The 26331-nt window shown below is 52.1% G+C and carries 19 protein-coding genes; 7 read left to right on the top strand and 12 right to left on the bottom strand.

Features of this window, described 5'->3' with window-relative positions; translation table 11 throughout:
* Window positions 1–201: 201 nt before the first annotated feature.
* The 6 genes from Q4A89_RS05090 to Q4A89_RS05065 all read right to left on the bottom strand — a co-directional run bounded on the left by Q4A89_RS05090 (window position 202) and on the right by Q4A89_RS05065 (window position 8507).
* Entirely contained in the window at window positions 202–1473 is a 1272-nt protein-coding gene (locus Q4A89_RS05090) for a lactate racemase domain-containing protein (RefSeq protein ID WP_303184163.1), read from the bottom strand.
* Between the two features lie 42 nt (window positions 1474–1515).
* Window positions 1516–2583: a PfkB family carbohydrate kinase gene (locus Q4A89_RS05085; protein ID WP_303184162.1), complete on the bottom strand. Its 1068-nt coding sequence runs from the start codon at window positions 2581–2583 to the stop codon at window positions 1516–1518.
* Window positions 2584–2620: 37 nt separating this feature from the next.
* Window positions 2621–3433 carry an SDR family oxidoreductase gene (locus Q4A89_RS05080; RefSeq protein WP_303184161.1) on the bottom strand — a complete coding sequence of 271 codons (813 nt, stop codon included), beginning with the start codon at window positions 3431–3433 and terminating at the stop codon, window positions 2621–2623.
* A gap of 14 nt (window positions 3434–3447) precedes the next feature.
* Window positions 3448–4074 (bottom strand): hypothetical protein, encoded by a 627-nt coding sequence (locus Q4A89_RS05075; protein WP_303184160.1) that lies wholly within the window; start codon window positions 4072–4074, stop codon window positions 3448–3450.
* A 118-nt stretch (window positions 4075–4192) separates the two neighbouring features.
* Entirely contained in the window at window positions 4193–6757 is a 2565-nt protein-coding gene (gene glgP, locus Q4A89_RS05070) for an alpha-glucan family phosphorylase (RefSeq protein WP_303184159.1), read from the bottom strand.
* Window positions 6758–6866: 109 nt separating this feature from the next.
* Window positions 6867–8507: a glycogen/starch synthase gene (locus tag Q4A89_RS05065; RefSeq protein WP_303184158.1), complete on the bottom strand. Its 1641-nt coding sequence runs from the start codon at window positions 8505–8507 to the stop codon at window positions 6867–6869.
* A 166-nt stretch (window positions 8508–8673) separates the two neighbouring features.
* Here Q4A89_RS05065 and Q4A89_RS05060 point away from each other — a divergent pair, with 166 nt between their 5' ends.
* The 4 genes from Q4A89_RS05060 to Q4A89_RS05045 are packed head-to-tail and all read left to right on the top strand — an operon-like array spanning window position 8674 to window position 11480.
* On the top strand, window positions 8674–8973 hold the full coding sequence (locus tag Q4A89_RS05060) for a hypothetical protein (RefSeq protein ID WP_303184157.1): 300 nt from the start codon (window positions 8674–8676) through the stop codon (window positions 8971–8973).
* Window positions 8970–9554: a lysophospholipid acyltransferase family protein gene (locus tag Q4A89_RS05055; RefSeq protein WP_303184156.1), complete on the top strand. Its 585-nt coding sequence runs from the start codon at window positions 8970–8972 to the stop codon at window positions 9552–9554. Before Q4A89_RS05060 ends, Q4A89_RS05055 begins: the two co-directional genes overlap by 4 nt.
* A complete protein-coding gene (locus Q4A89_RS05050; RefSeq protein WP_303184155.1) occupies window positions 9544–10332 on the top strand; it encodes an amidohydrolase in 789 nt (262 codons plus the stop codon). Before Q4A89_RS05055 ends, Q4A89_RS05050 begins: the two co-directional genes overlap by 11 nt.
* A complete protein-coding gene (locus Q4A89_RS05045) occupies window positions 10329–11480 on the top strand; it encodes a Rid family hydrolase (RefSeq protein ID WP_303184154.1) in 1152 nt (383 codons plus the stop codon). The genes Q4A89_RS05050 and Q4A89_RS05045 overlap by 4 nt, the downstream gene beginning before the upstream one ends.
* 101 nt (window positions 11481–11581) lie before the next feature.
* On the opposite strand, the gene Q4A89_RS05040 is transcribed toward Q4A89_RS05045, so the two are convergent.
* The 3 genes from Q4A89_RS05040 to Q4A89_RS05030 all read right to left on the bottom strand — a co-directional run bounded on the left by Q4A89_RS05040 (window position 11582) and on the right by Q4A89_RS05030 (window position 20223).
* Window positions 11582–14824 carry a S41 family peptidase gene (locus Q4A89_RS05040; RefSeq protein ID WP_124789650.1) on the bottom strand — a complete coding sequence of 1081 codons (3243 nt, stop codon included), beginning with the start codon at window positions 14822–14824 and terminating at the stop codon, window positions 11582–11584.
* Window positions 14825–15346: 522 nt separating this feature from the next.
* Window positions 15347–16981 (bottom strand): RagB/SusD family nutrient uptake outer membrane protein, encoded by a 1635-nt coding sequence (locus Q4A89_RS05035; protein WP_303184164.1) that lies wholly within the window; start codon window positions 16979–16981, stop codon window positions 15347–15349.
* 38 nt (window positions 16982–17019) lie between these two features.
* Window positions 17020–20223, bottom strand: coding sequence for a TonB-dependent receptor (locus Q4A89_RS05030; RefSeq protein WP_303184153.1), 3204 nt, complete (start codon window positions 20221–20223; stop codon window positions 17020–17022).
* Window positions 20224–20670: 447 nt separating this feature from the next.
* Between Q4A89_RS05030 and Q4A89_RS05025 the strand changes: the two genes are divergently transcribed.
* The 3 genes from Q4A89_RS05025 to Q4A89_RS05015 all read left to right on the top strand — a co-directional run bounded on the left by Q4A89_RS05025 (window position 20671) and on the right by Q4A89_RS05015 (window position 22748).
* Window positions 20671–21432 carry a YaaA family protein gene (locus Q4A89_RS05025; protein WP_303184152.1) on the top strand — a complete coding sequence of 254 codons (762 nt, stop codon included), beginning with the start codon at window positions 20671–20673 and terminating at the stop codon, window positions 21430–21432.
* Window positions 21433–21562: 130 nt separating this feature from the next.
* Window positions 21563–21898 (top strand): YtxH domain-containing protein, encoded by a 336-nt coding sequence (locus Q4A89_RS05020; RefSeq protein WP_124752525.1) that lies wholly within the window; start codon window positions 21563–21565, stop codon window positions 21896–21898.
* 133 nt (window positions 21899–22031) lie between these two features.
* Window positions 22032–22748: a precorrin-2 C(20)-methyltransferase gene (locus Q4A89_RS05015; protein ID WP_303184151.1), complete on the top strand. Its 717-nt coding sequence runs from the start codon at window positions 22032–22034 to the stop codon at window positions 22746–22748.
* Window positions 22749–22759: 11 nt separating this feature from the next.
* Here the strand turns inward: Q4A89_RS05015 and Q4A89_RS05010 are convergent, their stop codons facing one another.
* Genes Q4A89_RS05010 through Q4A89_RS05000 form a run of 3 tightly spaced genes read right to left on the bottom strand, consistent with a single transcriptional unit; the run spans window position 22760 to window position 26007 of the window.
* Window positions 22760–22948 (bottom strand): hypothetical protein, encoded by a 189-nt coding sequence (locus Q4A89_RS05010; protein ID WP_303184150.1) that lies wholly within the window; start codon window positions 22946–22948, stop codon window positions 22760–22762.
* Complete coding sequence (locus tag Q4A89_RS05005) at window positions 22945–24390, bottom strand: DUF4832 domain-containing protein (protein ID WP_303184149.1); 1446 nt, start codon at window positions 24388–24390, stop codon at window positions 22945–22947. Before Q4A89_RS05005 ends, Q4A89_RS05010 begins: the two co-directional genes overlap by 4 nt.
* 27 nt (window positions 24391–24417) lie before the next feature.
* A complete protein-coding gene (locus tag Q4A89_RS05000) occupies window positions 24418–26007 on the bottom strand; it encodes a sulfatase (RefSeq protein ID WP_303184148.1) in 1590 nt (529 codons plus the stop codon).
* Window positions 26008–26331: the final 324 nt, after the last annotated feature.

Here is a 26331-nt window from a genome sequence, read left to right as displayed (position 1 = left end):
ATCGCAGAAACGCCGTTTCCGGCATCGCGATAAATGATTTGATCGCAGAAACGCCGTTTCCGGAGCTACAGCAAAACTTTTTTTTCTTCGCGCGGGGCACGCCAGCCCTCGGCTAAACGACTCGAACAGATATGGTTCGAAATTTGTTCACAAAATTAATAAAAAGTTTTTTGAAACCACCTCATTTCCGGCGAAAAAAAATCAAGTCTCTTCAAATCTTTTCCGGTGCGCCCAAAGTCCGAGCGCGGGATTGGAGATGTAGTAGATTTCTTCGCCGTCGACCGTGTTCCAGCCTTCGCGCAGGGTGTGCGGGCGATATTTTCGCGTCATGGCGTCGAGGTCGGCATATCCGAAGCCCACGCTTTCGATTTCGTGGCGCGTCAGGTGTCCGGGGCAGTAGGTGATGCGGAAACGTCCTTCCGATGTGCCGTGAATCAGATGGGCAGCCACGCCGAGCGCCTGTCGCAGGTCTTCGTTTTCTTCGACGTGCCGCAGCACTTGCGGCGTAGGGACGTAGCCGTATCGGCGGATCAGCGTGTCGTTGTCCGCGTCTTCGCCGAACTGTCGCACACCGGGGGCGAGGATGATCAGTTCGCCGCCGTCGGCCATGGCCATGCGCGTGCGATAGATGCTTTTGTTGCCGACCCATGTGCTGCGAAACTCTTCGGGATCGAGGTAGACGACGGCTTTGCGTATCTCGCGGTCGAGCATGATGAAGTTTGTCCGTAACGAGAGGGCGGCGGCTTTTTCAAAGCATTCGGCATCGTCGCCTGCGAAGAGTCCGCGCATTTGCAGGCCGTCGTCTCCGGCCGATATAACGGTTTGCAGATAGACGACCGGCAGATGGCCGATAAAATGTTCGGAGGCGTAGTTGAGCACGCGGCGCACGGGGGTGTCGGCGCGTCCCATGATCCGCTCCATGCCGTAGGCCGCACCGATAAAGTGGCTCTTGTGGATACCTTCGGCGCCTCCTGTGCCGACGAGCAGGTTCTTGTTGTAGTTCGCCATCCCGATCACTTCGTGCGGCACCACCTGCCCGATGGAGAGGATCAGGTCGTACCCGCCTTCGAGGAGCATGCGGTTCACCTGCATGGGCATGGGATAGCGGGCTACGCCGCCCGATACCTCGCCGACGTACTCGGCCGGCACGGTACCGACGTGCACCACGTCGTTGCGCCAGTCATGCACACGAAAGAGCGAGCGGGGGATGCCGGGAAACATTTTCGCGATTTCCCCGTCGGTCATCGGAAAATGCGTGCCGATGGCGGGAAGGATGTCCGTCAGGCGCGGGCCGTAATACGCGTAAATGTAGCGTGTCAGTTCGCCGGCCCGCGAGTGGAAGCGGGTAAAGTCGGGCGGGATGGCTAATACCTTGCGCCGTTCGCCCAGCCGGTCGAGGATCGAAAATACGGCCTGCCTCAGTTCGTCATGGCCGAATGCTTTGTCCGGCGCTCCCTGTTCGTAGTAGATCATCGTTCGTGTCGTTTAAGCAAAATATCGCGGCCGGGGTGATGCTTATCGCATCACCCGCGCGTTTCCTTCCCAGATGCTCCATACCTGTGCCTCGTCGGTCGGTTGGGCATAGTCGGTGAGCGAGGTTACGGCCAGCGTGCCCGTAGCCCATCCGAATCGTATCCACTGTTGCGGCTCCCAGCCCCGGAGGATGCCGTAGAGGAGGCCTCCTACAAAGCCGTCGCCTCCGCCGATGCGGTCGAGCACCCGGATCGGGCGCGGCTCCACGCAGTGCCACTCATCGCCTGCGAGCATGATGGCGCCCCAGAGATGATGGTTGGCGTCCAACACTTCGCGCAGTGTCGTGGCGAAAACCGAGGTGCCGGAGAACGTGCGCTTCGCGTTCCGGATCATTTCTTTGAAACGCTCCGTTTGGGCGCCGACGTTTTTCCCGCCGGCCTCCGGCCCGTCGATGCCGAGGCAGAGCTGAAAGTCTTCTTCGTTGCCTATGAGGATGTCGGCCATGGAGGCGATCCGGTTGAAGACGTCGAACAGCGTGCGTTCGCATCCTTCCCAGAACGAGGCGCGGTAATTCAGGTCGAACGCGACTCGTGTGCCGTGCTCTTTGGCCGCGCGCGCCAGCTCGATGCAAAACGTGCTCGTCTGGTCCGATAGTGCCGCGATCAGCCCTGAAAGGTGGAGCATCTCCACGCCCTCGTGCCCGAAAAGACGGTCGAGGTCGAAATTGCGCACGTCCAGCGTGCAGCCTATTTCGCCGCTGCGGTCGTTCCACACGCGCGGTCCCCGCGCGCCGAAGCCGCTGTCGGCCATGTTGATCTGATGACGCGCTCCCCACGGCCCGTCTTGAGACTCTTCGGGCCCTTCGTAGGCGATGCCGCGGCTCCGCAGATCGGCTTTGATAAACTGTGCCACGGGACTGTCCTTGACGAACGTCGTCAGCGCTTTGACCGGCAGTCCGAGCGATGCGGCCACCGTCGCCACATTCGTCTCAGCGCTCGTAGCCTGCATCAATAGGGAACGGCTCGTATGAAACGGCTGTCCCGGCGTGGCGGGTGTTAACCGCACTCCCATGCTCGTCGGTACGACGAGCGACCATTGTTTCTTCTTCATGATTGTGTATATATTAAAATAAGTTCATGCGTACGATTTAAATCGAAAAAGCGTTGAATCCGCCGTCGACGGGTATCACCGTGCCCGTCACGAAAGCCGACGCGTCGGCTGCCAGCCATTGCACCGTGCCCAACAGCTCTTCGGGGCGGCCTAATCTGCCGAACGGGGTATGTTCGACGATACGGTTGCATCGGTCGGTCGGTGTGCCGTCGGCGTTCGTCATCAGCGTGCGGTTCTGTTCGGTCAGGAAGAATCCCGGCGCGATGGCGTTCACCCGCAGCCCCTCGCCGAATTTCGCAGCCAGCTCGGCGGCCAGATACTGTGTGAAGTTATTGACGGCCGCCTTGGCGCACCCGTAACCGATGACGCGAGTCAAGGGTCGCAGGGACGATTCGGACGAGATATTGATGATGCTTCCTTTCTTTTGCCCGACCATCGTCTCGGCAAACACCATCGTCGGGAGCACCGTACCGAACAGGTTCAGATCGATGACTTGCCTGAAAGCGTCGAGGTCGAGATCGAAGAACGTCCGATCCGGCGCGATCGTGGCGCCCGGCATGTTACCTCCTGCCAGATTGATCAGCACGTCGATGCCTCCGAATGTTTGCACGATGGCCTGCCGGCTCTCTTCGAGCTGTTCGCGCCGCATGACGTCGGCCGCGTGAAACATGGCCATGCCGCCGAGTTTGCGTAAGTCGTTCTTTAACCGATTGCCCTTCTCGGCGTTCCGTCCGAGGATGGCGACCTTCGCCCCTTCGCGCGCCAGATGCTTGGCGATGCAGCGTCCCAGCACGCCGTAGCCTCCCGTCAGGACGATGACTTTGTCTTTTATACTGAATAAATGATTCATGATTTACCTTGATGTTATGAGGTGGTCGATACGGTCAGCCGGCGAAATGCGCAGCAGCTCATCAGTCCGCACAGCGGCAGCGCCATGAAGATGCCGATCAGAAACAGCACGAATCCGGCCAGTAGGATGCCGAACTGGACGAGCAGGAGCAGGAAGAGCTTCGGCGTCGAACCGCGTGTGATCTCCCAACTTCGCCGGAGCGAGTCGAGGATGCCCGCGTTTTCTTCTATAATCGCCATGTAATAAAATTGCAGGCGGATGGCTAAATAAATGCCCGGCACAATGAGCAGCACGAGCCCTGCGCAAACAATCAATCCGTAAACGAGCCTGGCCGTGAAATATACGAAGATTTTGCGGCTCATCTGTCCGTAGGCCGAGAACTGCGGCTCTTCGCCGTCGAGCGCCTGAAAAAGGTTTTTCGTGTATCCCAATTCGAAGATCAGCGAGATGAACAAACCGATCAGCGCGATAACCATTCCGGCGATGCTGACGGAGCCGTTGACAGGCCTCGGGATAAAGGCTTGAAGCAGCATGCTGATGATTGCGTAGCCGATCAACAAACCGCAGAGTACCCAGATTTGTGCCGACAAGCTTTTCCATGCTTTGCGGAAGAGGTCGGAGAGGATAATTTGTTTGTCCATGGTGTCTTATTCTTTAAAATAATGGACAAATGTACAATATCTTTTGAAAACGGATACGCCAAAGCACAAAAAAAACCGGACGTATGCCCGGTTTTTTTTATGGAGGACGGTCTCTGCTTTACGGTTGGATCCAGCGGATATACGCGAAATCCATCCGGTGAGGCAATTGCTCGTTTACCGGATAGACGCGGAATCCGACGCGCAGATGTCCGTAGACTTTCGTTTTCTTTTTCAGCTCGAAATGGAGCTTCGTGCCTTCTTCCTTTTTCAACTCGAACGGAGTGGCCGAAATGAATTCGGTCGTATGATCGTCCGGATTCTCACGCGTGTAGACGATCTCCACGCCGAGCATGCTCTTGAGGCTCTTGCGGTCGATGACAATCCGGATGACGTATTCGTCGCCCACCGTGGGATGCGTGGCGTCTTCGCCATACTCGAACGACTCGATTTCAAAATCGTTCCAGTGCTCGGCAACGTGCTTCTTCCATGCCGCGATGTTTCGGGCTTCGGCGTAATCGTTCCGCATGAGCGAAGCCGAACGTGTGGCCAGCTTGCTGTAGAACCGTGCGATATAGTCGTCGAGCATGCGTTTCATCGTGTAGTCCGGCGCGATTTGCGAGATGGAGTTTTTGATGTACTGAATCCATTCGGGCGAATAGCCTTTACTGTTTTTGGCAAAGTAGAGCGGGATGATCTCGTCTTCGAGCAGATGGTAAATCGTGGCGGCATCGAGCTGATCCTGATATTGCTGATTGTCGTACGTGCGTTGTGCGGTCAGCGCCCAGCCGGCGCCTTCCTTATAGCCTTCGTACCACCATCCGTCGAGCACGGAGAAGTTGAGTACGCCGTTCATCTCGGCCTTTTCGCCCGATGTACCGGATGCTTCCAGCGGTCGGGTAGGGGTGTTCAACCAGATGTCGACGCCCGAAATCAGGCGACGCGCCAGACGCATGTCGTAGTTTTCGAGGAAGAGGATCTTGCCCAGAAATTCCGGACGACGCGAAATCTCCACGATGTGCTTGATCAGTCCCTGTCCGCCGCCGTCGGCCGGGTGCGCCTTTCCGGTGAAGACGAACTGGATCGGGCACTTCTCGTTGTTGACGATCTTGGCCAGCCTGTCCAAATCGGTGAACAGCAAGTGCGCCCGTTTATACGTGGCAAAACGGCGTCCGAAACCGATCAACAACGCGTTCGTATTGATTTTCTCCATCAGCGTAACGACTTTCGACGGGTCGCCCTGATTCTTCAGCCAGTTGTCGCGATACTGGTCTTTGATGTATTCGATTAATTTATGTTTAAGCGCTTTGCGGATTTCCCAGATTTCACCGTCGGGAACATGCTGGATGGCTTCCCAGATCGCTTTGTTCGACTGGTCTTTGATGAAATTCTTATCGAACGTTTTGGCGCAGTATTTTTTCCATTCGGTAGCCATCCATGTAGGCAGGTGCACGCCGTTGGTCACGTAGCCTACGTGCAACTCTTCGGGGAAATATCCTTTCCACACCGGAGCGAACATCTCGCGCGACACGATGCCGTGCAGATAGCTCACCCCATTCGCTTCCTGACAGGTGTTGAGCGCGAACGTACTCATGCAGAACTTTTCCTGACTGCCCGGATTCGTGCGCCCCATATCGATGAAATCCTGCCAGCTGATACCGAGTTTTTCGGCGAATCCGCCCATGTATTTGCCGAAAAGCGACTCATCGAAATAGTCATGACCGGCCGGCACGGGCGTATGTACCGTGTAGAGCGAAGAGGCTCGAACGACTTCGAGCGCCTGATTGAAGTCTAACTTCTCGTTCTGGATATAATCGACAAGCCGTTGCACGTTGATCAGCGCGGCATGACCTTCGTTGCAATGGTAAACCTGCTTCTTCAGTCCCAGCTTGTTCAGCAGCAAAATACCGCCGATACCGAGCATATACTCCTGCTTCATGCGATTCTCCCAGTCTCCGCCGTAAAGCTGGTGGGTGATCGAGCGATCCCATTCGCTATTTTCAGGAAGGTCCGTGTCCATGAGGTAAAGCGGCACCCGCCCGACGCTTACTTTCCATACGTGCGCGTAGACGATCCGTTCGGGATACGGCACTTCGAGCACCATCGGCCGTCCATCGTCGGTCATCACCTGCGTGAGCGGCAGGGTCGCGAAGTTCTGGGCTTCGTAGTTGGCAATCTGCTGGCCGTCCATCGCCAGACTTTGGGTGAAATAACCGTAGCGGTACAGAAACCCGACGGCTGCCAGATCGATGTTGCTGTCACTGGCTTCTTTCAGGTAGTCGCCGGCCAGCACCCCCAATCCGCCCGAATAGATTTTCAGCACGTTCGTCAGTCCGTATTCCATGCTGAAATAGGCGACGGAGGGCTTGCTCGTATCGGGCTTGACTTGTACATAGCTCTTGAACTGTTGATATACTTCGTCGATTTTGGCCATCAACGCCTGATCGGCCAGAATCGCTTCGATCCGTTCCTGCGGTAACTTCTGAAGCAATAACACGGGATTCCCTTCGGTCGATCTCCACAATTCGGGCGAAATCTCACCGAAGAGTTTCGCGCCTTCATAATGCCAAACCCACCACAGGTTGGTGGCGATTTCGTGAAGCGGCTCTAATTGTTTCGGAAGTTTAGAATGAGAGTATATGTCTCTCCAAATCGGATCATTTGAATTCCTTGACTGAATCTTCATACTTTAGTTTTTTATAAAATAAGAATAAGCGCAGCAAAGATAGTGTAAATTTTGCGTAATGTAAGCCTATTACACTGCTTTTTGCATGCTGCTGCGTGTTTATTAACGCTTATGCATGGAGGCGTTTTTTCGCTTTGTCGAATGCCTTGTCGAACGCCTCGTAATAATGACTGATGAATTGCGCCCATTCGGCCTGAGCTGCCAGTCCGAAACATTTTTCGCGAATACGCTCCCGCTCGGCTGCATCTTTTTCGGTGAGCGAAAGCAGTGCTGTGGAAATCGCCTCGACGACTTGAAAATAATTGTCGTCCGTCCGGTGAATAACCGCGACCCCTTCCGTGATGTCGTCGCCCGAAACGATGGTCTTTGCCCATAATCCGAAGCCGGCCAGATCGGTCGTGACGGTCGGGATGCCGAACGCCACGCTTTCCAGCGGCGTGTATCCCCACGGCTCGTAATACGACGGATAGACGGTTGCGTCCATACCGATCAGCAGGTCGTAGTACGACATGTTGAAAATACCGTCTTTCCCGTCTAAATAACAGGGCACAAAGATCAGCTTCAACTTGTCGTCGGTCGCATTCACGCAGCCCGAATGAATCATGAACCGGGTGGCGCGGTCTTCGTGCATGTTGTGCAGCCAGTGCGTCAGGAAAGCGGTCTGCATCGGTTCGGTTGTGCGGAAATCCTGATCGAGCGCTGCTTTCAGGTCGGCCCGTGGCGCGAAGACCCACGCCGGAACGAGTAGGAAAGCGACGACTTGCCGATTCAACTTGCCGGAGGTGCGCAGGCGGTTCATGGTCTCAATATAGACGTCGATGCCTTTGTTGCGATACTCGTACCGGCCGCTCGTCGAAACAAGGAAAGCGTCCTCGTCGATCGCGTGACCGCATAATGTTTCGGCTACCTTCAGTAACTTCTTACGGGCTTCGGCGCGTTGTGTCGGATACGATGCCGCATCGGGTACAAAGTCCGGCTCGAAGCCGTTGGGCGTTACCACATCGGGAGCTTTGGCAAGCAGTTGCCGGCATTCGATGGCAGTGATGTCGCTTACGGTCGTGAAGCAGTCGGCGAAATGAGCGGCCTGCTTTTCGACCGAATGTTTGGCTTCCATGTTCAACTCTTTGGCCATCTGGTCGCCGTCGTATCCATTCATGTAGCCGTAGAGGGGCTTGTCGTTTCCGGCGATAGAGCGTCCGATGGACGTGGCGTGTGTCGTGAACACCGTAGCGATTCGCGGTACGTACTTTTGCAGGTATAATCCGCCGAATCCCAACATCCATTCATTGAAATGGGCGATGACTTTTTTCTGCTCCAACCCGTGAAAACGGTAGAAACTTTCGATCGTTTTTGCGGTGGCGTAGGCAAAAATGCACGACTCGTCATAATCGCCGTAAGCCTTTGACGAATCGACACCGAACGATTCCCACATCTCGTAATAGAGCTCGTTTTTCTTCTCGAAGAAAGGCCGGTAATCGACTAAAATCACCGGAGGGGTACCCGGTATCTGCCATTGTCCCGTGCGGACAGTCAGCCCTTCCGAAGCTGCCGCTTTCACCCAATCGGCGTAAAGCGCAGGGTCTTCTCGGAAGCTGGCATCCGGCTTTCCGCGATCCGGGCCGATGAAAATAATCGTATCGGTAAAACGCTGTTGCAGCGTGCGTGCTTTGGTAGACAAAACGGTATAAATACCGCCTACTTTGTTGCAGACTTCCCAGCTGCATTCGAAAATATAATCCGGTTGTGTCATTGTTCTTTTTCTTATAGTTGTATAACCTTATAGGATGTAGTCGTTTAGCGGACAAAGGTACATGTTTTTTTCTTTTTTCCGTGTTTTTTTGTCCGAATCCCGGAGAATTGTCATACCTTTGATTGTTCAAAAACAAAATGGTTCATTCATAAATGAAGAAATTAAAATGGCAAAAAGAAGAAAATTAAAAAAGCATATTTCCAATCTGTTCGGAATGTTGTTTTCCGATGTATTAATCTGTCATTATCTGCTTCCGGAAACGGACAAGGAGAAGGTGGCATCGTTGGCTACGCGCATCTGTGAGCGGAACGATGAGTTTATTTGCCGCGCGCATCATGCCCCCGGTACCAACCGGGCGGAGGTGAAGAAGTATTACCAAAAGCTGTATGCCGATCTGAGAGCTGAATGGAATGCGTTGGCCGAAGAAATCGGCCGACTGACCGAAGCGCTCGATAAGAAAGCATGAAAAAAGCGATCTGCAGATGGCTCCTCAAACAGATGGGGTGGCAGATCGGCCCGGCAGGTGACAACGTGCCCAAGTGCGTGATCTGTGTAGCCCCCCACACGAGCAATACCGATTTCCTGATTGGGAAGCTGTTTTATAACTCCGTAGGTAAACAGGCCAAGTTCCTGATGAAGAAAGAATGGTTTTTCTTTCCGTTAGGACTGATTTTTCGGAGCATGGGCGGCGTGCCGATCGACCGGAGCCGCAACCAGTCCATGACCGAACAGATGGCGGCCGAATTTGCGTCGCACGATTATTTCCGTGTGGCCATCACGCCGGAAGGAACGCGCAAGAAAGTCGATGAATGGAAGCGCGGTTTTTATTACATCGCGTTGAAAGCGCAGGTGCCGATTCAACTCGGCTATATCGATTACGGCAAGAAAGAAGTCGGCATCATGTCCACTTTTTGGCCCACGGGCGACGCGGATGCGGATATCCGTTACATCCGTTCGTGTTATAAGGGGATAAAAGGGTATCATGGAGAACGGTTCGGAGAAGTTGAGGAAGAACAGTTAAAAACGGGAAAGAACGATGGAAAGTAACCATTCGCTACGTGTGAGTATGGTTCAATCGCCGATTGCGTGGGAAGACAGGGCGGAGAACCTCGCTTATTATGGGAAATTATTGCACGGCCTGATCGGAAAGACCGACTTGGCCGTTCTGCCGGAATTGTTTACGACGGGCTTATCGATGCGTGTGCACGATTTGTCGGAGCCGGTCGACGGCAAGACGATCGCTTCGGTGAAGCAGTGGGCGAAGGAATACGGTTTTGCCGTGACAGGGAGCTTTATCGCTTCGGAAGAGGGGCGTTTTTATAACCGTGCATTTTTTATTACCCCCGATGGTAGGGAGTATTATTACGACAAGCGTCATCTGTTTCGTATGGCGGGCGAAGATCGCAGCTTTTCGGCCGGTGATAAGCGGCTGATTATCGATTATCTTGGCTGGAAAATCTGCCCGATGGTTTGCTACGACTTGCGTTTCCCGGTCTGGAGCCGTAATGTGGATAACGCATACGACGTGTTGATTTACGTGGCCAACTGGGTGAGCGTACGACGGGATGTGTGGAAGACACTCCTGCATGCGCGGGCGATCGAGAACATGGCGTATGTCTGCGGGGTGAACCGTGTCGGTGTGGACGGACGCGACTTCGCTTACCACGGCAGTTCGAGGATTTATACGCCGAAAGGAGAAAAGCTGGCGGATGCAGGCGAAGAGGAAGAAACTATCGTCACGTGTGCGCTGGAGCGGGAACCGTTGGATACACTTCGGGAGAAGTTTCCGGTGTGGCGTGATGCGGATCAGTTCGATATCCGATGATCCGCACACATCACAGAGACTGGGCAGACTTGTCGGTTCTCGCTGCTTGCAGCGAATTTGCCCTGACCGGGCAGGCTGCCGAGTACCATTTGTCGATACGAATCACGACATCGGAGTCGGATGCCAAGACGCAGTTTGCACAGCTTGAAGCTGCTTTGAGCCGTTGGCAGCGCGAATACCCGCATACTCTGCTTGTCTGGAGGCGTTACTTCCTTAGCGATGTCATGAATCAACACGATTTCTTGCGTGGATACGATCGTGAAGACGCGGCGTTGTCTGTCGTACAGCAGGCGCCCGGTCTGACGAAAGTAGCCCTCTGGGCTTATTTTGTGACCTCCGAAAACTCCCGTGTGTCTAAAAAATGGTCTGAACAGGCTACGGAGCTGATTCGTCCGTCTTACCGTCACATTTATCATACGCAGCTTCACGCATCGGCTTCCGACGAGGAGAAGCAGACCGCCGATATTTTTGACCGCTACACCGCCTTATTGGCCACGCAAGCATGTACGTTAGGCCGTCATTGCATCCGTACGTGGCTTTTTGTGCGCGACATCGACTTGCGTTATGCCGGCATGGTGAAAGCGCGTCGGGCATGTTTCGAGCGTGAAGGGCTGACGTCGCAGACCCATTTCATTGCCAGCACGGGCATCGAGGGGCGGTATACCGATCCGCAGGCGCTGGTAATGATGGATGCGTATGCGGTACACGGCTTGGAAACGGAGCAGATCCGTTATCTCTATGCGCTTGATCATCTGAATCGAACGAGCGAATACGGCGTGACGTTCGAGCGGGGTACGATGGTGCAATACGGCGATCGGCGGCATATCTTTATCTCCGGTACGGCAAGCATCAACAAGGATGGCGAGATCGTGTATTCCGGCAACCTTTCCGGTCAACTCGACCGTCTGTTCGAGAATATCAAGGCGTTGTTGGCCGAGGGCGAGGCCGGCATGCACGATGTCATGCACATGATTGTCTACGTTCGCGACCCGGGCGATTACGCTGCGGTCGGTGCATGGATAGACGCTTATTTTCCCCAAATTTCCCGTATCATCGTTTGCGCCGCGGTCTGTCGTCCGGGGTGGCTCGTCGAGGTCGAGTGCATCGCTGTCACGGCCGTTGGCGACGACCGCTTTCCGGCATTCTGAGAGAAGCTCTTCTTGTTTCGGTCGTTGAAAAGGAATATCGATGCCTTCCGCATCTGCCGGACGATCTCATCCCATACAGATACGGAAGGCATATATCAAGGTTATTTATTCCACACCCGCGGTGCCGGAGTTTTGGGCAGCGGTTTGCGGTTTTTCAGTTCTTTCATGACTTCTTCGATGGCACGGTTGAGCTGTTCGTCTTCGCCGTTCCATTCCTTCACCGGATCGTTGTCGATGAGAATATCAGGCTCTACGCCTTCGTTCTCTACCATCCAGTTACCGTTCATGTCGTAGCTTGTGAAGAACGGCACGCGCACGTCGGTACCGTCGATGAACGGCAATGACGCCGTGATGCCGACAATTCCGCCCCATGTGCGGGTACCGATCAGTTTACCGAGTTTAAGGGCGCGGAATCCCCACGGGAACAGGTCGCCGTCGGAAGCCGAATATTTATTGATCAGACAGACTTTCGGGCCGACTTGTACCGCGTTGGGCACGGTACCGTTATGGGTCGAGCCGCGGCGCATGGTCATGCGGTACGGTTCGCGAGCCAGCCGTTCGAGGATCATCGGGGAGACGTTACCGCCACCGTTTGCGCGGTCGTCGATGATGAGTCCTTCCTTGTCGAGTTGCGGATAGAAATATTTGGCAAACTCGTTCAGCCCCTCTACTCCCATGTCGGGGATGTAGATATACCCGATTTTGCCGCCGGAAGCCTTGTCTACCTTCGCGATGTTATTTTTCACCCATTGGTAATGATAGAGCGAATGTTCCTCTTCGAGCGGGCGGATTACCACCTTCCGGGCGCCGTTGAGCTGTGCTTTGCTGTTGAGCGACAACTCCGTCGGAACGTCGGCTTTGCCTACGAGGAGGGCAAACAAGTCGTTTACCGTGTTGGTCGGCACCCCGTCGATGGCGACGATGAAATCGCCGACTTGGGCTTTGATGCCCGGCTCGGTGAGCGGAGAACGTAACGAGGGACTCCACGACTCGCCCGGAAGAATCTTTTCGAGGCGGAAGAAGCCGCTCTTGTCGCGCGAGATCTCCGCGCCCAACAGTCCGGTCTTGATGCGTTTGGGGCGATCCATCTCGCCGGTGTTCACATAGGCATGACCGCAATTGAGTTCACCGATCATCTCGCCGATCAGGTAAGTGAGGTCTTGACGATTCTTCACGTAAGGCAGTAATACGGCATATTTCTGCTTCATCGCTTTCCAATCTACGCCGTGCATGTTTTCGAGGTAGAAGCCGTCGCGGAAGGCACGCCATGCCTCATCGTAGATCTGCGACCACTCCTTGGCATAGTCGATCGTAATCTTCATATCCGAGAAGTTTACGGGGTCTTTCAGATCGATTCTTCCGGAAGGAATATCTTTCACAAAGACCTGCCTGTTTTTGAAGAATCCGGCTTTTTTGCCTCCCGGCTCTACCCACATGCGGGCGCCTTCGGCCACGGTCTCTTCTTTCTGTTTGTTCAGATCATAGACATAGGTGGAGTTGTTACGGCTGTAATACACTTTTTGTCCGTCGGAATAGAAACTACCGTGATAGCCTTGCGGCAAGGGGAGTTTCACGATTCGCTCGCTTAGTCCGTCTTCATCGACTTTGACCGTGACGCCTTCGGGTTTCTTCTTCTCGTCCGTCTCTTTTTTCTTGCCTTCTTCTACCTTGATTTCTACTTTCTTCGGTTCGGCTTTGCTGCCGTCGTCTTTCGTCAGGAAGGGGGAAGGCGTGTCTTGGGTCAGCAGCGCGAGGTAAACTCCGTTCGAATAACCGTAGACGTGGTTCCATTCTTTCGACCCGTAGGTCGGATTGAAGTCGCGCATCGAACTAAATACAAGGTATTTTCCGTCTGTGCTGAATGTCGGCGAGCCCGAATCGTACCACCGATCGGTTACCTGAATTTCTTTCTTGTCGGCGATGCGGTAGAGGTAAATGATGTCGTATTCATTGTCGGCCATGCGCGTATAGGCCAGCCATTTGCTGTCGGGCGAGAAGGTGACGTCATACGGTTCTTTCTTCGGGTCGCGCAGCACTTCGGTTACCTGTTTCGTCTCCACATTCAGCAGGTTGATTCGGTTCTTGCGGTCGGTGTACACGATCGATTTGCTGTCGGGGCTCCACTCGAAGTCACGGATATACGTATCGTTGTTTTTCGTCAGCTGAACGGCTTGGCCTCCTTCGGCCGGTTGCATGTAAAGTTCGGTTTCGCCCGTTGCGTCGGAGATATAGGCGATGTGTTTGCCGTCGGGCGACCAGGTCGCGCTGCGTTCGTGTGCTCCGGGTGTGCGGACGATGTTTTTCGTTACGCCTTTTTCGACGGGGAGGTTAAAGACCTCACCGCGTGCGGTAACGACAACCCGTTTTCCATCGGGCGAGAGGCTGGCGCTGCGCATGTATCGTCCGCCATCCTTGATTTCGTTGCGGGCGTACACATGGTCGGACGATAGCGTGACGCTGACTTTTTCGGCTTTCTTCGTGGCAGGGTCGAACCGATAGATATAGCCTGCATTTTCGAAGACGATCAGTTTTCCGTTCGTACTTGGGAACTTGATGTCGTATTCGGTGAAGTCGGTCACTTTCGAGGTTGTTTTTGTTTTTGTGTCGTAGACGAAGAGGTTCATCGTGCGGTCGCGATCGGAGATGAAATAGATTTCGTTGCCGACCCACATCGGGAAGATATCTTGTGCGCGGTTGTTCGTGATGTTTTCGACCGTTTTCTTTCCGGCGTCATAGATCCACACGTCGTCCGCCATGCCGCCCTGATAGTATTTCCATGTGCGGAATTCGCGCATCACACGGTTGTAGGCCAACCTTTTTCCGTCGGGCGAAAAGCTGCAAAAGCCGCCTTCGGGCAAAGGGATGACTTCGGAGAGTCCGCCCTCTTTGGCTACGGTGTACAGCTTGCCGTTGAATCCGGAGCTGATCCGGTTGCGGTAAACGATCTTCTCGCCGTCGGCTGTCCATGCCGTTACGATGTTGTTCGGTCCCATACGATCGCCCACATCATCGCGTTGGTTGGTAGCGGTGTAAGTTACGCGCAGCGGCTCGCCGCCGTCGGCCGGAATGGTGTACACTTCCGTATTACCGTCATACTGTCCGGTGAAGGCAATCGTTTTTCCGTCGGGCGAAAAGCGTGGAAACATTTCATAGCCCACGTGCGAGGTCAGCCGTTTGGCTTCTCCGCCTCGTGCGGATACTTTGTACAAATCGCCGGCATACGAGAACACGATGTCGTTACCGTTCGTGGCCGGGAAACGAAGCAGTCGCGCTTCTTCGGCCTGTCCCTGTTGCGCTGCGACAAACATCGCGCACATCAGGCTCCATAGTTGTTTTCTCTTCATACGTTTTTACATTTAATTTTAGAAGTGCACAAAGGTAAACATTATTACCTCAAATTACGCAATCCGATGCCGGAACGAAGAGTGAAAAAGGTAGTCAAAGGTAGTTCATGTAGTCAGGGGTAGTTAATGTCGTTCATGTAGGGGCAAACCGGTGTGTTCGCCCTTTTTTTTGTGTTGTCCATTGGTTGACCATTTCCCCGGCAAATAACCATTAACCATAGACCGTTAATTTTGGTGTTTAATCAATCTGCATGAAGATTGATCTCCCGCATCGATGATTTTAATCAATCTGAGTAGAGATTTATTCGCCGCAAAAAGAGAAAGGCGGTGTGTCATAACGGGCAAACTGCTTCGTTGCTTGCGGAATGAGAGCTCGGTCACATACCTTAGTATGCTCCCTCACCCTCATCCTTAGCGCCTTGCTTTTTACCCATTCTTACACACCTAAAGAGGGTGTGCCCAAACATTGCATTTTGACACACCCTCTTCCGTTTTTAGAGGATGTTTGTTCTCTCTTTTCGTTTACTTATATCCTTCGTTCTGTTTTAACTTTCCGTTCGATTTGGTGATTTGTTCCGAAGGATAAGGAAATACGATCATGTGTTCCTTATAGTTGCCTTTATTGGTATAATCGGAGTAATACGTTACTTCGAACGTCGATTCCGGATTGGCTCGGTCGGCGTATTTCCGGATGCGCGGACGGGAGTTCAGCTCCTTCACGGCCAGCTCTTTGATGACGGCATCAGGCGAGCGCTGCCATCGTTTCAGGTCGTAGAGATGATCCGTAAATTCGAAAGCCAGCTCGCAGCGTCGTTCGTGATACAAGTCGGCCATGGTCGGCGTTGCGGCCAGGGGCGTGAGTTTGGAACGCGTGCGGATACGGTTGAGGTCTGCTTTTGCCTGCTCCGCCCGGTTGGTCATCAGATACGCTTCGGCGCGGAAGAGCAGCATTTCGGCAAAACGTATGATCGGGAAGTTCACGCGCGCCGTAGGCCAGTCACCGCTCGAACATACGTAGCCGTTCTCGACGGGGTTGGCATGTTTGAACGGATCCATGTACTTGTTGATCATGAATCCCGATTCGATATCGGAGGTGGAGAAGAAGCGGCGTTTTTCGCCCCAGAACTCGAACTCCTGATTGTATTCGAGGATGGAACGTACGAGACGGTCGTTTCCGGGTCCGTCTTTGAGCATCAGCTCGTAGATGTCGTACGAGGGTTTGTTCTGTCCCCAGCCGTTGTATTTCCCCCATCCTTTGTTTTCGAGTACGACACCGGGAAATTCGCTACCGCCTCCCTTGGCGCCGCCGGTCGAAGGAATCGACCAGAGGTATTCGGCATTCCAGAAATCGGCGAAATCGGACGAGAAGACTTCGGCGAATGTTTTGGCCAGATTGCGTCCGTACTCGTTTTCGAGCAGATTGACCATGCTGATCACGTTGTTCCACTGCGTTTGATCCCACGTAGCCCAATAGGCGTACACCTTCGCTTTGTAAGCAACGGCCGCCGCCTGATGTGCGCGACCTCTGTCTTCTTCGCCATAGGCCTCGAACTTCGGAAGATGCTTAACGGCCTGATCCATATCTTCAATGATGTATTTGTAGTTATCGATCACCGACGCCTGCTGCGTAGGGATGGAGCTGTCGTATCCTCCTTCAAAATCTTCGTAACGGACAAAGGGCACTCCCTGCTTGTCGGTGCCGTAACGGTAGGCCATGTAGAAATGTCCCATACCTCGCATAAAGTAAGCCTCTCCGAGACTGCGCTTTTCGATAGCCGTCAGAGCCGTCTTTTTTTGTTTGTTCAGCAATCCCTGGATCACCCAATTGGAACGAGAGATAATCGTGTAGAACGCTTCAAAATTCCAGCGCAACGGTCCCTCATTTCCCGTATAGGCAAACGTGGCCAGCGTGTTATATCCGCGCGTACGTCCCCAGACGATATCGCAGGCGCCTCCCTGCTCCCAAAACAGATCCCGTCCGAAGGTCTCTTCCCAATGCATCGGTATGTAGAGCGCCGTAACGGCATCGATGGCTTGTTGATCGTTGGTAAAATACAACTCGTCGGTCACGCTTCCTTCGGGCTGAACGTCTAAAAAATCACTGCACGAACAAAACATAAGGAACGGCAGGAGCAATGCAAATCGATATTTTTTCAGTTTCATGTTCTTCTTCTTTTTTTGATGAATACAATAGATTAATACGTAAGTTGTATGCCTAAAGACAGCACACGCGAAAGCGGATACTTCAACGCGTCGTATCCTCCCGTTTCCGGATCCATGCCCGAATACTTGGTGAAGGTGTATAAGTTTTCGCCGCTGAAATATACGGAGAGCCGGCTGTTCTGTCTCTCGGGGCCGGACACCTTGCGGAACATATCGGTCAGATCGAAAGCGACGGTAAGGTTCTTCACCCTCAGGTAGGAAGCATCTTCGAGATACCAGTCCGAAGGAGTGGTGAAGTTGCCGTTGGGATCCGATTTCGAGAGACGGGGAATCGCAGACGACGTGTTGTTCGGGCTCCACGCGTCGAGGATGGTGTTCTGGCGATTGAAGTTTCCTTCCACATCGCCCAACAGCATGTATTTGGCCATGTACAGCGACTGCGCCCCGCCGACACCCTGCAACATGGTGCTTACCGAAAGTTTCTTGTACGAGAAGCCCATCGAAAGGGCGAACGTTGTTTTAGGCATGGCGTTGCCGCAGTATTGGCGGTCTTTGTCGTTGATCACGCCGTCGCCGTTGGCATCGACGAATTTCAAGTCGCCGGCCACCGCATTCGGTTGAATCCGCTTTCCGTTCTTGTCGACATACGCCGCGGCTTCGGCATCGCTCTGGAAAATACCGTCTGTCTTAATCACATAATACGAGTCCAGCGGTTCTCCCTCGGCCGTCTGATACATATAGGGTACATTTCTGAAACGGCCGTCTCCCGTCCATACGCCGGGCGTGCCGTCCGCGTTTTTAACGCCGATGTCCGAAACCTTGTTTTTCAGATAAGCGAAGTTCCCTGAAATGAAATACGAAAAATCTTTGCCGATGCGATCATTCCACGTGGCCTGCATCTCAAAACCACGGTTATGTACCTCGCCTTGATTGACCAGCATGGGGTTTAAACCAATCGTCTGCGGCCAATCCATCGTTTGTTTCTGAATCAGGTTAAAAGTACGTTTGCTGAAGTAATCGAGTCCCAGCGACAGACGCTCGCCGAACAGGTCGATATCCATCCCGAAGTCGGTCTGTTCCGAAGTCTCCCACGTCAGTTTCCGGTTCAAAGCGTCCGCTTTATAAATGGCAGTGCCCCATGCGCCTCCGACGGTGGTACCGTACTGACCGCCTTCGTTCGACGGATTTTCTTTTTTCGATAAGATGGCCGCTTTATAATTGTAACCGATGGAGCCCAAATTGCCTACCCGTCCCCACGAAGCGCGGAGTTTGAGGAGGTTGATCCAGTCGCTCTTCGGGAAGAAGCTTTCGTTCGAGATTTTCCAGGCGGCTGTGAAAGCAGGGAAATCGCCGTAGTTGTTTTCTTTCGGCAGACGACCGGCATAGTCGCGACGCCAAGAACCCGTAACAAAATACCGGTCGTTGAACGAATAAGCCAGACGCGAGATCAGCGAGACGTTTGCGTCGGGCCCTACCAGCATATCTCCGGCGGTGGTCGTTTCGCCATAAGCCAGATATTGCAGGGGCTTCGATTCGTTGGCGAACGTTTTTCCTTCTACTTCCAGTTTTCTATGTTCGTAATGATCGGCTGTGGTCGAAAGCAGGCCGCTTACGGTATGCTCGCCAAAGGTATTATCGTACGTCAGCGTATTTTCCGTCTTCCACGCATCCGTACGATACGTGCTTTCCGAAAGCGTATTCGTGTTGCTCGGTTTGCCCACTTCGTTTCGGCGGGGATTGAAATTCTTATACAAGTTGCTTTCTACATTATATGTAAAGCGACTTGTGAATTTTAATCCTTCGATGATGTTGGCGATATTTAGGGTCGTTGTCGTCCAGACATCGCTCGTCTTGTTGTAGTTCGTCTCGGCGATCAGCGAGCGCACCGGATTGATGACGTCGCCGTGGATATCCGGATAACTGGAGCCGTATTTGGCAATGTATTCGGGGTCTTCCGTCGTGGTACCCCCGAACGAACCGGTGAGGGGATTATAAGCCCTGGCGCTGCGGGGCATATAAATAGCCGAGAGAATCACACCGGAATAGGCGCTCGAGGTATTCGTTCCCCGGCCCGAAGAATTTTTCCATACGAAATCTTCGCTGATCGAAACCCATTTATTCAGTTGATACGTCCCGTTATAACGCAAACCGATAGAATTGTTGTACGTTTTGAGCAACAGTCCGTTGTCGGTATTGGAAAAGAAAGAGATGCGATTCTTGAAATCTTCCGTACCGACATTCAACGAAACATTGTGCCGTTGGTACGAGGCTGTACGGAAAATTTCGTCCATCCAGTCCGTACGGGTTGTGCCGACCCACGGGTTTTTCGCAGTATCCCATCCGATGGGAACGGAGAGCCCGGCTTGGGTGTAAGACATTTGCCGCATGCGGATCTGTTCTTCGGCCGTGAGCGACTGCGGCAGGTTCGTGGCTTGGCGTATCCCCATGATGCCGTCGTACGAAATACTCGGTTTGCCTTTCTTGGCTTGCTTTGTGGTGACCAGAATGACTCCGCCGGCTCCCGATTGTGCTCCGTAAATAGCAGCCGAAGCGGCATCTTTCAGGACCACGATCGATTCGATCTCGTTCATCGAGGTGATGGGGGCGCCCGGTACTCCGTCGACGACCCAAAGCACATTGTCACCTATCTGCGAGCCTTGTCCGCGGATCACGATGCGAGGTGTCGAAGTCGGGTCTCCTCCGTTCGCCGTAATCGTGACACCGGGCAATTGCCCCTGTAACATACTTTCGGTCGAAGCCACCGGACGTGTAACTAACTTATCAGTGTTGCTGATAATCCCGACCGACGCCGACAAGTCTTGCTTGCGCGCGTTCGTTCCGTAACCCAGCACGACGACTTCTTTCAACATCTTGGTGTCTTCGACCAGCACAATGTCGAGTTGGCTACGGTCTCCGACAGGTACAGACTGCGATAAAAACCCGATATACGAAATTTCCAGTACGGCATTCGGCGGTACTTCGATCGAGAAGTTTCCGTCGTAATCGGAAGTTGTTCCCGTGCTGGTACCCTTGAGAAGGATGTTCACACCGACCATGCCTTCTCCAAATTCGTCCTTGACCGTTCCGGTAATCTTCCTTACGCTTTGCTGCTGAGCTGCATGCGCAAACTCAGGATTTTTTCCATGAGCTGTTACTTCTGCCGACAAATTGCCTCCGAGAAATAACATGGAAGAGAATAAAAGGATTTTGATCCTTGTTCCATTCGTTTTTCTCATACTTTTTACTGTTTTAAAATGATTGTTTGTTGAATTGTGTATTATGGTTTTGTTTGTAAATGCATTGTTTCGGAAAAAGACAGGAAGACTCCGTTCGGGCCGTTTTGCAAAACGGTCATAGCCGACTGCCCGCCGGTTATGCGACCTCGGGCTTCCTGAATTCTTACATCGGAGTTTCTCTCCATGGCATACAAGGTGCTTCTAATAGTTATATGTTATGAATCGGATTGACCCGTATCATTCTGGAGCGGGAATGCTTCCGATTTTGCAACAAACATACGCATCGTTTTTTAATTATGAAAACAGATAAGACAAAAAAACGCTTCCTGACTTGTCGGAAAGGTGCCCGGCTTCCGATAAATGATCGGTCATCAAAAAGTTGTTTTTTGCAGCCGTTCTCTTTATCTTTGCCTCAAAAAAAATAGAAACCTCTCTAAATGAAAATATATGCAAATCGTTTTATCTCCTGCCAAATTAATGGACTTTGACGGCGCCGGCGATTCGGTCAAAGCTGCCGACCCGCTTTTTGCCGATAAGACGGACCAGCTGGTCGAGGTCTGTCGCCAAATGTCGGTCGACGAGATCGCCGCGTCGATGAATATCAATCCGCAGATGGCGCACGACGTGTTCGGCTATTTTCAAACGTTCGACTTGCCTGCAGCGCCACGCCGCGCCGCTGCTTTGGCGTACAACGGCATCGCATACAAGGGACTCAATGCGCATGACTTCTCGGCGGACGACTTTGCCTTTGCCCAGCAACATCTGAACATCCTCTCGGGGCTGTACGGGATTATCCGGCCGATGGACGCGATACGTCCTTACCGACTCGAATTTCAGCGAAAAATTGTTCCCGAAGGATATAAAAGTCTGTACGATTTCTGGGGCGATACACTTAACGGATACCTCGCGTCGAAGTTGCAGCAGGGCGAGCGTATCATCATCAACGTGGCCTCGCAGGAATATGGTAAGGTGGTCTGCAAGAACAAGCTCCCGCAGGGTACAAGAATTATCGATATCCGTTTTTTGCAACACGAGACGAACGGCTTCCGGCAGGTTGTCGTGCATGCCAAAAAGGCGCGCGGACTGATGGCGCGGTTCATCATCAAGAACAGACTCACGAAGCATCAAGACGTGCAGGCGTTCGACAGCGAAGGCTATTTCTTTTATCCCGACCTCTCGAAAGAGGATGAGTGGGTATTTGTCCGATAAAACGCGTAAAAGCAATCGGCATAATACAATTAAAAAGAATTAAATATGCCTAAACAATGGTCTGAGTGGGTAGAAACAAAAAATAAAATGATATATTTGTAGGAGTATTAATTTCAAAATTTTAAAAGCTATGTGTAATAATGCAGGAAAAACAGTCGTATCATTTTTAGTAGGCGCAATGCTGGGAGCAGGAATGGGTATTCTTTTTGCTCCGGATGAAGGAACGAAAACACGTAAGAAAATAAAAAAATCGTTTGACGATACCTCCGATAATATCAAACACAGTGTGGAGGATTTCAGCAAAAGTCTTAAGGCAAAGGTGAAAGAACTGAAAGGTTCATTGGAAGAAAATATTGAAACATTGTTCTCTCACTCCAGCTACAAAGCTGATGAGGCCATTGAAGTACTGGAGAAAAAGCTTGAGCAACTGAAAAAAGAAGCGGCCAAACTTCAGAACCAGAAGTAAGAAATTGGTTACCGTACCTGATTCGAGTGTATGTAAATGCGGTAAAAAAAGATGGAAAGTGAAGGGGTATCAGAAATGATAGCCCTTCTGTTTTATTGAAACAATTATAGTGGTAATGTGAAGATCTAAGGCTATGTCACATCGTGTTACGATTGTCTCTCTTGGGCCGGGAGATCCTGAATTGATTACGCTCAAAGGGCTGAACAAACTGCGGGAAGCCGATTATATCTTCTGTCCGGCAACGGTTAGATCTGACGGTACGATGCTCTCGCGTGCACAGGAGATACTTGATGAGCTGGGTGTTTCGTCTTCGGGAATCTGCCTTTTCCCGGTGGCGATGAACGAGAACCGTCGTTATGCTACGGACGATTATGCGGATGTGGCACGTATGATCGCGGAGAAATACGGGGCAGGGTATAAGGTCGTTCTGACGGCGGAGGGCGATGCCGGATTCTATTCGTCGTCTGCCTATGTGAGTGATATATTAACGGCTCAGGGAATATTCGTCGAGCGGATTGCCGGTGTGCCAGCTTTTATCGCCTGTGCGGCTTCGGAAAACATCCGTATCTCGGAGCAGAACGAAGAGACGACCGTCATCACACACCTTGCCTCGGCAGAGGAGCTGATAGCGAGGATCGGTGAAGGGCGTACACTTGTGCTGATGAAGGCTTCGCGGTTCGAGTCGTTTGTCAAAGAAGCTTTGAAGCTTGTGTCGGACAATGTGACGTTTCATTATTTTGAAAACGCCGGTATCGTTGCAAAGCAGTTTTACACTTGTCGTCGCGAAGAAATCCTTGCCCGACGTTTTCCTTACTTTTCGCTGCTGCTTATACGGCGGGCTGGGAACTGAATCTTAACGGATCATGCTTTGAAGAACAGTCGGAGGTCATACAGCCGTTTCACGATCCACCATACGGCAAATGCTTGAAAACAAACGCCTATTAATGGGTAATATATGCCCATCCACTGTTCGAGTCCGAAGAAAAGGGAATGCGAGATGGAGCGGAAGTCGACGACGAAGAAAAGGCAATAAGCTACCAGAGAGTTCATCTTTTAGTTTTTTTATGCGTGAATGTTATCTTCGAACGACTTGGTGGGCGCTTCGTAGAAGCATCCACCTTAATTTCGACATGCAGGTCGTTGTAACCGGTCGTTTCTTCCCAGCAGTCACGGTTGGCTAACCGGATGGCATATTCGGGACGGTCATGCAAGGCCGGTTCCGGATCGGGCAGGAAGAGGTGCAGCTTGTAACTTCCTTCGGGGATATCGGAAGGCAAAGCCACGTTGGCTTTTAACTCCGTTATTTGGTCGGGCTGCCATCTCCTTGGGTCGTCGGGCAGAGTAGCCGTGTAGGTTCGCGTCCCATCCGTCGATCGGAGAATCAGCTCTACTTTTCGTGGATTAAAAGGCGGAGCATATCCTACATTCTTTAGCGTGATGAGAGCGGAAAGCTCACTGCCGGGAGCATGCTCGGTCGAATAACTCCCTTTCTGCAACGTGAAACGATAGCCCATGTTGCGGACAATGTGATCCATGCAGCCCTGCGTAATCCATTGATCGTTCACTCCGTGATAATAGTCCTGATTCAGAAAAGACCAGCGCAGGTAACGCATCTCTGACTGTGCTTTGGCGCAATCGGCTGGACTGATGCCTTCGGGCGGACAAGTTTCCCCTCCCACGGGTGCGTACAGCGCGTCGGCATGCATGTATTTTTTCTCTTCCGCGATGTCGATGACGTACGTACCGATGTCGTTGGTGCTTGCCAGAAAGCAATCGTTATGATGCCCTATGCGCGCAATGGCTTTGGTGCCGAACGCTTCTTGGGCAGAAATCGGAGACTGGGTTCCTACATACATCCGTTTGTACGAAGGTCGCCGTACCTGTACGAAACGATCGGGCGGCAATATGTCCAGTATCTTGTCGAGCACCTTCTTCCGTGAAACGTCATTATTGAGTTTATTGGTTGAGTAATACCACTCGCCCCACGAACCGATAAAGCCCGCGTGCATTACGGCAATTACGTCTTTGTTCTCGTGCAGCACCGGTCTGAGTTGGTCGAGATGGCGGAGGATGATGGCCAGTGGAGCATCAGGTTCTTTGTCCGCATTGGAATAGCCGAAGCGCAGAATCGCTTTAAAACCGGCCTTACGGAAAATGGCCATGTCGTTCTTTATCTGCGTCAGAGTCGCTTCGTCAAGTGGCTTATTTTTGAAGTCTTTGAGGTAGTAGAAGCGGAACATCAAGGAAATGTTGTCTTTCCTTAACTTGTGCAGCCACTTTTCCCTGAGTTGATCCTGGCCGAGCGAATACTTATAGAAGCCTCGTTCGGGGTTCGGAAAGAGATCGTTGACAGTGACGTAGTTTACGGTCTGCACAGGCATATCGGGTGGAGCGGGAGGTTCCGGTATATCCGGCTTGTCGTTCCTCCCGCAACCGTCTATACAAAGGCAGACGAATAGGCTTATTATAAATGAAAAAGAACGTTTTTTCATTTACGTATCAATTCGTGTTGTTTTTTGTTACTTCACCTCTGCCAGCGACTCGCGTATCGGGTCGTCGTATTTGACTTGCAGGCGCAGAAGTTCTTCTTTCAATTGTTTGGTTATTTCTTCGGTACCTTCCTGTCCGTAGAGGTTGTGCATCTCTGCCGGATCGTTTTGCAGATCGTACAGTTCCCAGCAGTCGATGTCGTTATAGAAACGAATCAGTTTGTAACGCTCTGTCCGCACCCCGAAATGTCTTCTTACGGCATGCTCGGCCGGATATTCGTAAAAGTGATAATAGAGCGAGGTGCGCCAATTATCGGGACGCTGTCCTTTCAGGAGCGGCAGATATGAATCCCCCTGAATATCGTCCGGCACGGACACACCCGCCAATTCGAGGAACGTAGAGGCATGGTCGATGTTCTGCACCATTTCCGGAATATCTCCTTTGATGCCTCCGGGATAACGTACGAGCATGGGGGTGCGGAACGACTCTTCGTACATGAAACGCTTGTCGAACCAGCCGTGTTCACCCATATAGAATCCCTGATCGGAAGTGTAGACAATGAGCGTACGATCGAGCAGGTTGTTCTTTTCCAGATAGTCGAGTACGCGGCCGACATTCCGGTCAATCGAACGTATCACACGCAGATAATCTTTCATGTATTGTTGATATTTCCATTCTGCCAAGGCTTTGCCGGTCAGTTTATCGTCTTTGAATTTCCGGATGATTGGGTCGTAATGCTTGTCCCATGCTGCTTTCTGGGTGGTCGTCATCCGTTCATACATTTCTCGTCCGGCTTTTTCGAGACCGGGATGGGAGTGGATTTCATTTTCCTTGTCAGCCAGCTTCAAGTCGTAGACGAGGTCCATATCTTTGATGATACTCATCTCTTGCAACTTGGCGGCTTTTCGTCCCTCATATGTGTCGTAGAACGTTTCGGGAAGAGGGAAGACGGCGTCTTCCTTCCAGTCGAGGTCGCACGTATCGGGCATCCACGTGCGGTGTGGCGCCTTGTGATGCAGAAGCAGGCAAAACGGTTTATTCTTGTCTCTTTTTTGGTCGAGCCAGTCAATGGCCAGATCGGTCGTGATATTCGTAGCATATCCTTCGATTTGCCGCTTTTCACCGTTATCAATAAAGAAAGGATTGTAATAGTCTCCCTGTCCGATCAGGATATTCCAGTAGTCGAATCCCGAAGGCTCGGAACTGAGGTGCCATTTTCCTACGACGGCCGTCTCATATCCTGCCTGTTGCAACAGTTTGGGGAAAGTCTGCTGGCTTCCGTCGAACGTTTTCGTATTGTCTGTGAAGCCGTTTTTGTGACTGTGCTTGCCTGTCAGCAGGCATGCCCGGCTCGGGCCGCTCAGCGAGTTCGCCACAAAGCTGTTGGTGAAACGCACCCCCTCGGTCGCAATCCGGTCGATGTTCGGTGTCTCGATGAAACGGCGATCGTACGCACTGATGGTTTGATAGGAATGATCGTCGCACATGATATAGAGAATGTTCATGGGCTTTTCGTTCAACGTGTTTTCGCTTTTTTTATCCTTGCATGCAAGCAGCGACACGCCCATGGCCGCGCCCGTGAGGGAAAAGAATACCGTGTTGTATCGAATTTGTTTCATTGTATTGAAATGTTTACGGCGCAAATATACGTACTTTTTCATTCTTTTGTACGCTTTGTATCTCGAAACACAGGAGAGGGGTTGAGGGGCATCAAAAAATTTGTGATGAATTCTTGATACGTAGTCATTGGCTTTGTTTATTATATTGTTTCTAAAATGCTTTTCGAAGTGTGCAGGTATTTCTTTTCGAAGAAGCAAGTGTTTCATGACGGTAAGATTAGTGAAAATAGATGATTGATCCGGTAGCAAGAATGTTTGATATGTCTTGGTTGTGGAAGAATCGAAAGATAAAAAACTTGATAGTGATCATTTGGCTTGGATGCT

The organism is Tannerella sp., from assembly GCF_030528505.1.
GTDB lineage: Bacteria > Bacteroidota > Bacteroidia > Bacteroidales > Tannerellaceae > Tannerella.
The sequence above is the reverse complement of the archived record's forward strand: the minus strand, read 5'-3'. Positions and strand labels throughout refer to the sequence as shown.

Bases quoted from the DNA above. Each gene is read 5' to 3' on its own strand.
- Q4A89_RS05045 (WP_303184154.1), top strand. From the start codon at position 10,329: ATGATCCGCACACATCACAGAGACTGGGCAGACTTGTCGGTTCTCGCT.
- Q4A89_RS05090 (WP_303184163.1), bottom strand. From the start codon at position 1,473: ATGATCTACTACGAACAGGGAGCGCCGGACAAAGCATTCGGCCATGAC.
- Q4A89_RS05065 (WP_303184158.1), bottom strand. From the start codon at position 8,507: ATGACACAACCGGATTATATTTTCGAATGCAGCTGGGAAGTCTGCAAC.
- Q4A89_RS05030 (WP_303184153.1), bottom strand. From the start codon at position 20,223: ATGAGAAAAACGAATGGAACAAGGATCAAAATCCTTTTATTCTCTTCC.
- Q4A89_RS05075 (WP_303184160.1), bottom strand. From the start codon at position 4,074: ATGGACAAACAAATTATCCTCTCCGACCTCTTCCGCAAAGCATGGAAA.
- Q4A89_RS05000 (WP_303184148.1), bottom strand. From the start codon at position 26,007: ATGAAACAAATTCGATACAACACGGTATTCTTTTCCCTCACGGGCGCG.
- Q4A89_RS05005 (WP_303184149.1), bottom strand. From the start codon at position 24,390: ATGAAAAAACGTTCTTTTTCATTTATAATAAGCCTATTCGTCTGCCTT.
- Q4A89_RS05025 (WP_303184152.1), top strand. From the start codon at position 20,671: ATGCAAATCGTTTTATCTCCTGCCAAATTAATGGACTTTGACGGCGCC.
- Q4A89_RS05015 (WP_303184151.1), top strand. From the start codon at position 22,032: ATGTCACATCGTGTTACGATTGTCTCTCTTGGGCCGGGAGATCCTGAA.
- Q4A89_RS05020 (WP_124752525.1), top strand. From the start codon at position 21,563: ATGTGTAATAATGCAGGAAAAACAGTCGTATCATTTTTAGTAGGCGCA.
- Q4A89_RS05060 (WP_303184157.1), top strand. From the start codon at position 8,674: ATGGCAAAAAGAAGAAAATTAAAAAAGCATATTTCCAATCTGTTCGGA.
- Q4A89_RS05055 (WP_303184156.1), top strand. From the start codon at position 8,970: ATGAAAAAAGCGATCTGCAGATGGCTCCTCAAACAGATGGGGTGGCAG.
- Q4A89_RS05050 (WP_303184155.1), top strand. From the start codon at position 9,544: ATGGAAAGTAACCATTCGCTACGTGTGAGTATGGTTCAATCGCCGATT.
- glgP (WP_303184159.1), bottom strand. From the start codon at position 6,757: ATGAAGATTCAGTCAAGGAATTCAAATGATCCGATTTGGAGAGACATA.
- Q4A89_RS05040 (WP_124789650.1), bottom strand. From the start codon at position 14,824: ATGAAGAGAAAACAACTATGGAGCCTGATGTGCGCGATGTTTGTCGCA.
- Q4A89_RS05080 (WP_303184161.1), bottom strand. From the start codon at position 3,433: ATGAATCATTTATTCAGTATAAAAGACAAAGTCATCGTCCTGACGGGA.
- Q4A89_RS05010 (WP_303184150.1), bottom strand. From the start codon at position 22,948: ATGAACTCTCTGGTAGCTTATTGCCTTTTCTTCGTCGTCGACTTCCGC.
- Q4A89_RS05085 (WP_303184162.1), bottom strand. From the start codon at position 2,583: ATGAAGAAGAAACAATGGTCGCTCGTCGTACCGACGAGCATGGGAGTG.